The sequence below is a fragment of the Bacteroides sp. NSJ-39 genome, assembly GCF_014287315.1.
Taxonomy (GTDB): Bacteria; Bacteroidota; Bacteroidia; order Bacteroidales; family Bacteroidaceae; genus Bacteroides; species Bacteroides finegoldii.
Window position 1 is genome coordinate 1 of record NZ_JACOOB010000042.1, and the last position, 5,520, is coordinate 5,520.

7 protein-coding genes and 2 pseudogenes are annotated in these 5,520 nt (G+C 57.9%); 5 read left to right on the plus strand and 4 right to left on the minus strand.

What is annotated here, in order from left to right; translation table 11 throughout:
* Positions 1 to 119 precede the first annotated feature (119 nt).
* The 4 genes and pseudogenes from H8S63_RS19445 to H8S63_RS19460 form a co-directional block, all read right to left on the minus strand.
* Positions 120 to 248: pseudogene (locus H8S63_RS19445) on the minus strand (DUF4134 family protein); the annotation flags it as partial.
* An 18-nt stretch (positions 249 to 266) separates the two neighbouring features.
* Entirely contained in the window at positions 267 to 854 is a 588-nt protein-coding gene (locus tag H8S63_RS19450; protein ID WP_118430343.1) for a DUF4122 family protein, read from the minus strand.
* 19 nt (positions 855 to 873) lie between these two features.
* A complete protein-coding gene (locus tag H8S63_RS19455) occupies positions 874 to 1,278 on the minus strand; it encodes a DUF3408 domain-containing protein (protein ID WP_070752801.1) in 405 nt (134 codons plus the stop codon).
* On the minus strand, positions 1,259 to 2,038 hold the full coding sequence (locus H8S63_RS19460) for a ParA family protein (RefSeq protein ID WP_229108220.1): 780 nt from the start codon (positions 2,036 to 2,038) through the stop codon (positions 1,259 to 1,261). The genes H8S63_RS19455 and H8S63_RS19460 overlap by 20 nt, the downstream gene beginning before the upstream one ends.
* Before the next feature lie 12 nt (positions 2,039 to 2,050).
* Between H8S63_RS19460 and H8S63_RS19465 the strand changes: the two genes are divergently transcribed.
* The 5 genes and pseudogenes from H8S63_RS19465 to H8S63_RS19485 all read left to right on the plus strand — a co-directional run.
* The gene (locus H8S63_RS19465; protein WP_153880962.1) at positions 2,051 to 2,206 is read left to right on the plus strand and encodes a hypothetical protein; all 156 of its coding nucleotides are present in this window, start codon (positions 2,051 to 2,053) and stop codon (positions 2,204 to 2,206) included.
* A gap of 192 nt (positions 2,207 to 2,398) precedes the next feature.
* Entirely contained in the window at positions 2,399 to 2,734 is a 336-nt protein-coding gene (locus H8S63_RS19470; protein ID WP_182426167.1) for a hypothetical protein, read from the plus strand.
* 47 nt (positions 2,735 to 2,781) lie between these two features.
* On the plus strand, positions 2,782 to 3,210 hold the full coding sequence (mobA, locus tag H8S63_RS19475; protein ID WP_004327358.1) for a conjugal transfer protein MobA: 429 nt from the start codon (positions 2,782 to 2,784) through the stop codon (positions 3,208 to 3,210).
* A complete protein-coding gene (gene mobB, locus H8S63_RS19480; protein ID WP_118430340.1) occupies positions 3,207 to 4,481 on the plus strand; it encodes a conjugal transfer protein MobB in 1,275 nt (424 codons plus the stop codon). The genes mobA and mobB overlap by 4 nt, the downstream gene beginning before the upstream one ends.
* A gap of 251 nt (positions 4,482 to 4,732) precedes the next feature.
* Positions 4,733 to 5,401 (plus strand): annotated as a pseudogene (locus tag H8S63_RS19485) (YWFCY domain-containing protein); the annotation flags it as partial.
* Positions 5,402 to 5,520: the final 119 nt, after the last annotated feature.

The window sequence follows — 5,520 nt, forward strand, 5'->3', positions numbered from 1 at the left end:
TCGCACAAAGAGATTACTCGCAATGCACGTACTCTCAGACTACTGCAAACGGAATTGCAGGTGTAATCAATGAATTAAATCATAGTTACACAATCACTTACGCGGCTCACGTGTCACACCCCCGGCTCAAAATACGAGGTGACCATCTGCGTGGCTTCGGTGATGCCCGCCTGCCCGTTTCCCTGCGCCATTGCGCCCACGGCAGCCAGTATGCAGGCCGCCGTAAAAAAGATTCTTTTCTGTTTCATTTGTCTTTAAAATTTTAATTAAACATTATGGTTGTCCATCAGCCGGGCGACACGCTGCCGTGCGCCCTCGAACTCGTCCAGCATCGCCTCCCAGATGTCCGACCCCATCACGGACGGCAGCACCTCACGGGCTTCCCGCTCCGCCTTTTCGTCCGCATCGTCCGACACCAGTACCCGGCGCACCTTTTTCAGGTCATCGAAGGAGTACCCCGTGGCGAAGTCGGGGTTGCCGTCCGGGTAATAAGCCCCTAATTCCTCGTCCTCCTCCAGTTCCCGGATCTCCTCCGGCGTGGGTTCATAGTCCGTCTCCTCCTCGTCCTCCTCCGGCTCGATGTCGGAGTAGTCCGCCCCGTCGTCCTCCGTGGCGGGTTCGTCCACGGCTCCGGCTGCCGCTTCCTCCCCGTCCTCCGCTGCGAAGGGCAGGTAGGTGCTTTCTCCCATGACCGTGTACGGCTCGCCCGGTTGCCCCGGCTCCTGATCCGGCTCGTCCGTGCCTTCGTCCGTCTCCGCTGTACCGAACATCCCGGCGATGTCCTGCCGGTAGTATTTCCACAGCACGCCGAGGTAATAGAGCAGCAGGACGGTGAGCGATAATTTCAGTATCATGCCGTTTCCTCCTTCCTTTTTAAAAGAGGTTCTCCAGTTTCCCGGCGTATGCCGCCTCGATCTCCTCCCGGTATTGCTCGAAGTGCTGCGCCAGCACGTTGTCGATGTATGCCGAGAGCGACACCTTGCCGCCCGTCAGCATCACCGAGATTTTGGCGATGCGCTCGTGGTACTCACGGCGCACATAGACCGGCTTGCCGTAGCGGGCGGGGATATCCATGCCTTTGAGGAAGGTCGTCTCGTAGTCCGCCTGCCTTCCCTTGCGCCGTCTTGTCTCCGCCGCCTTCCCTTCCTGCGCCTTCTCCACCGGCACGGCGGTTTCCCCCTTTCCGGTTCCCGGTTCTCCCGTCCCTGCCGCCTCGCCCGCCATCATCCGCATCAGCAGCTCCTCGTCGATGGGCTTCTCATTCCGCTGTCTCTTCATAGCCTTCCAGTTTGAGGATGGTTGCTATCTCACGGGTCAGTTCGGGGATGCCGCTGCCTGCCAGCATCCGCCTGTCGGGAGCCAGCAGCGTGGAGCGGAATACCGTCCGTCCCGTACTGTCCGCCTCCTTGCGGAAGCGTTTCGTGTCGGGGATGCGGGTTTGCAGCATCGGCAGCCCCATGTCGGCGACCACCTGCCCGTACTTCTCGTACAGCCCGCTCGTTTCCCGCTTGTCGACTTGGTTCCAGAAAAGGTAAAGCCCTTTCAGGCGGCTCGTCTCCTTGCCCAGCATCATCCGTTGCAGCACGTCGAGGAAGGAGAGCGTGCTTTCCAGCACCGCCTTGTCCGCACTCACCGGGGCGAAGATGTAGTCCATCTGTGCGATCGTGCGCAGGATGCCCGCCGAGTTCACCGTGCCCGGCAGGTCGAAGAAGAGCAGGTCGTAGCAGCCTTCCGCCGCCAGCTCCCTTGCCGTGTCGGGGGCTTGCTCCACCCGGCACTTGCGCACCGGATAGGCGGCACGCCCCGGCTGCTGCATCTGTTCGTAAGCCGCCCGTTTCAGGTGTTCGTTCTCCAGTACCGCCCGGCTGTCCCGCTCCCGCATCTCGTACAGGCTGTACTGCGGGAAGTCGCAGTCGATCACCGCTAACGGACACCCCAAGCGGTAGTGCAGGTAGCCCGCCACCAGCACCGTGATAGCCGTCTTGCCGCTGCCGCCTTTCTGTGTGGCGAAAGCCACGTTCAATGTCTGTCTGTCCATATCGTCATTCTGTTGGTTATTCATCCGGCTGCCCGTGCAGCCGCTTCTCTGTTCACTCAATCGGTCAGCCTTTCAGCCACTTTGCCGGTCATTCGTCCGTTCATTCGTTCAGGCATCCGTCCATCCAATCATCCGGCTGTCCAGCCGTTTGACCGTTTAGCCGTTTAGTCATTTAACCGTTTGGCTGTTTAGCCGATCGTCCGGCTGGTTATCCGGTTGTCCGTCCGTTTGTCCGGCAAGACCGTCAGCCGTTCGGCTGTCCGTCTGGTCGGCTATCCGGTTGTTTCCTTGTCTATCCGGACAGTCGTTTCACCGCTTCCACGGCGCAAAGGAATATCAAAATACCGGTAGTTTATCCGTTTGATTATCAGCGTGTCGTGCATTGTCTTTCCACCCGTAGGTTTGTCGCATCCGGGCATGGTGTCCGGACGGGAAAAGGGCTGTTACTTTGCAGGCGGAAACCAAAATGGAGTAAGAATGGAGAAGAACGGCAACCGCCCGAGGGAGTGTCCCGGCACTCCGCAGCAGGCAAGGGCATCCCCAATCTGTCCGGCAGGACGGATTTTATTTTCAAACGAAAATGGCAAGTTGTGTGCTGCGGCACTCGAAATGAATTTCGTGCCTCACCACCACCTTGCCCCCTCGATGTGGCATCCCCCTCCGGAGTCGGGGGCTGCTCACGGGGGAGAGCCGTAGGCATACGGCGTTTTCAGACCATGTTTCACTTAAAATTTTACAGGATGATGGACAATCAGAAGAAGTATGCGGGCAACCACGGGCGAAAGCCCAAGCCCGACAAGATGCGCCACCGCTACGTGTTCCGTCTGGACGACGGGGACAACGCCCGTTTCCTCGCGCTTTTCGACGAGTCGGGCAAGGCGACCAAGGCGGAGTTTATCGTTTCCGCACTTTTCGGAAGGGAGATTAAGGTCATTAAACTGGATAAGGGGACGCAGGATTTCTACATGCGCCTGACCACTTTCCACTCGCAGTTCCGTGCCATAGGCACGAACTATAACCAATGCGTGCGTGCGCTCAAATCCAATTTCTCGGAGAAGAAAGCCCTCGCTTTCCTCTACAAGCTGGAGCGGCACACCCTCGAACTGGTCGAGTTAAGCAAGCGGATTTCCGCACTGGTGGAGGAGTTCCAAAGCAAATACCCCGTCCGATGATAGCCAAGATTTCGCACGGCAGCAGCCTGTACGGGGTGCTTGCCTACAACCAGTTGAAGGTGGACGAACGGCACGCCGACGTGCTTTTCACCAGCCGGATTATCGAGTCGCAGGGCGATAACCCCTACACGATAGGGCATCTTTCCCGCTCGTTCGGCGACTATTTGACCGCCAACCGTAAGACCGAGAAGCCCGTCCTGCACATCTCCCTCAATCCCGACCCGAAGGATTGCTTGAGCGAAGAGCGGTTTGTCAGCTTGGCGGAGGAGTACATGCGGCGCATGGGCTTCGGCGACCAGCCCTATATCGTCTATCGCCACAACGACATCGGGCGGGAGCACCTGCACATCGTCTCCGTCCGGGTGGACGAAACCGGGCGTGCCATTTCCGACAGCTACGAGCACGGGCGTTCGATGAAGGTCTGCCGGGAGCTGGAACGGCAGTTCGGTCTTGTCCCGGCTACGCCCAAGCAGTGGAAGGAGGGGCTGCCCTTGTCGCCAGTCGGTTACGGGGACGGCAACCTCAAGGGGCAGTTGGCGGGAGTCATCCGCCCGCTCGCCCGGGAGTGGCGTTTCCGTACACTGGGCGAATACCGTGCCGTCCTTTCTCTTTACGGCATCACGGTGGACGAGGTAAAGGGGGAATACGGCGGGCGGGAGTATCACGGCTTGACCTATTCGGCAACCGACAGGGAGGGCAACAAGGTCGGCAAGCCCTTCAAGTCCTCCGTGTTCGGCAAGGAGGCGGGCGTCGCAGCCCTTGAAAGGCGGATGCACAACGCTGCCGCATGGGAAAAGACCCACAGGGAGGTCGCCGCCGCCACCGCCGGAAAGGTTGCAGCCGCCATGCAGACCGCAGGGCATGACCGGGCGCAGTTCGAGCGGGAACTCATGCGGCAGGGAATAGGCGTGGTATTCCGCACCAACGATGCCGGGCGCATCTATGGGGCGACCTTCATCGACCATGCCGCCAAAGCCGTCTTCAACGGCTCCCGTCTGGGCAAGGAGTTCTCCGCAGGCGTGTTCAACGACCTTTTCGCCGGGCAGGATACCACCGGACTGGCATCACAACAGCACCAGCCGGAACATTCCCACATCACCGAATGGCAGGAGCAGCACACGGGCTACCGTCCCGACCACAAGGACGGCACCACCCAGAACGTGGCGGCCGCCTTCAACCTCTTTGCCCCCGTACCCGGCGGAGCGTCCGGCGACCAGCCCGTACCGCCCCGAAAAAGGAAGAAAAAACACAAATATGGAAGGCAACAGTAACAATGCCCAATGCCCATCCGCATGGCACACCGACCTCATTTTCGCAGCGTAAAGCGGAACGCAGCAATTTTCGGGGACAAAAAGAACTCGCTACGCTCAAACAGCTTTTTGTCCTTATCCGAAAATTGCGAAGTGGAGTAGCGAGAAAATGCAGTCTTGATTTTTTCTTTTTGGTACTTTTTCTTTTGCATCAAGGCAAAAGGAAAAAGTACATAATAAAACGAAGTTTTATCATTAATTTTCAACGAATTATGCAAAACGAAGACGATTTGCGTGGACTCGCCAAAGTCATGGAGTTCATGCGTGCGATAAGCATTTTATTTGTAGTCATCAACATTTACTGGTTCTGTTACCAGTCTGTCCGGGAGTGGGGCATCGACATCGGCGTGGTCGATAGGATATTGCTCGGCTTCCAGCGTACCGCCGGGCTGTTCTCCCATATCCTCTGGACGAAGCTCTTCGCCGTGCTGTTCCTCGCCCTTAGCTGCCTCGGCACAAAGGGCGTGAAGGAACAGAAAATCACGTGGCGCAGGATCACCCTTTGCGGCGTGTCCGGCTTGCTGCTCTTTTTCGGCAACGGGTGGTTGCTCACCCTTCCTCTGCCGTTTCCGGCGGACACCGTGCTGTATATCGCCACCCTTACCGCCGGGTATATCTGCCTGCTCATGGCGGGGTTGTGGATGTCCCGCCTGCTGAAGACCGACCTGCTCGAAGACGTGTTCAACGTCGAGAACGAATCCTTCATGCAGGAGACCGAGCTGAAGGAGAACGAGTATTCCGTCAACCTCCGCACCCGCTTCTGGTTCAGGGGCAGGGCGTATGACGGATGGATCAACCTTGTCAATCCCTTCCGTGCGACGATGGTCTTGGGCACGCCCGGTTCGGGCAAGTCCTATGCAATTATCAATCAGTACATCAAAGTGCGACACGAAGTTGCGTAAATAATTGTTCAAAATTCTAATCCACGAGCTGGAATTGAATGATTGAACCCGTTGTTCCGTCAACGGTAGCCTACGGACAGATGCACCAATAGTGATAA

Bases quoted from the DNA above. Each gene is read 5' to 3' on its own strand.
- mobB (WP_118430340.1), top strand. From the start codon at position 3,207: ATGATAGCCAAGATTTCGCACGGCAGCAGCCTGTACGGGGTGCTTGCC.
- H8S63_RS19455 (WP_070752801.1), bottom strand. From the start codon at position 1,278: ATGAAGAGACAGCGGAATGAGAAGCCCATCGACGAGGAGCTGCTGATG.
- H8S63_RS19460 (WP_229108220.1), bottom strand. From the start codon at position 2,038: ATGGACAGACAGACATTGAACGTGGCTTTCGCCACACAGAAAGGCGGC.
- H8S63_RS19450 (WP_118430343.1), bottom strand. From the start codon at position 854: ATGATACTGAAATTATCGCTCACCGTCCTGCTGCTCTATTACCTCGGC.
- mobA (WP_004327358.1), top strand. From the start codon at position 2,782: ATGGACAATCAGAAGAAGTATGCGGGCAACCACGGGCGAAAGCCCAAG.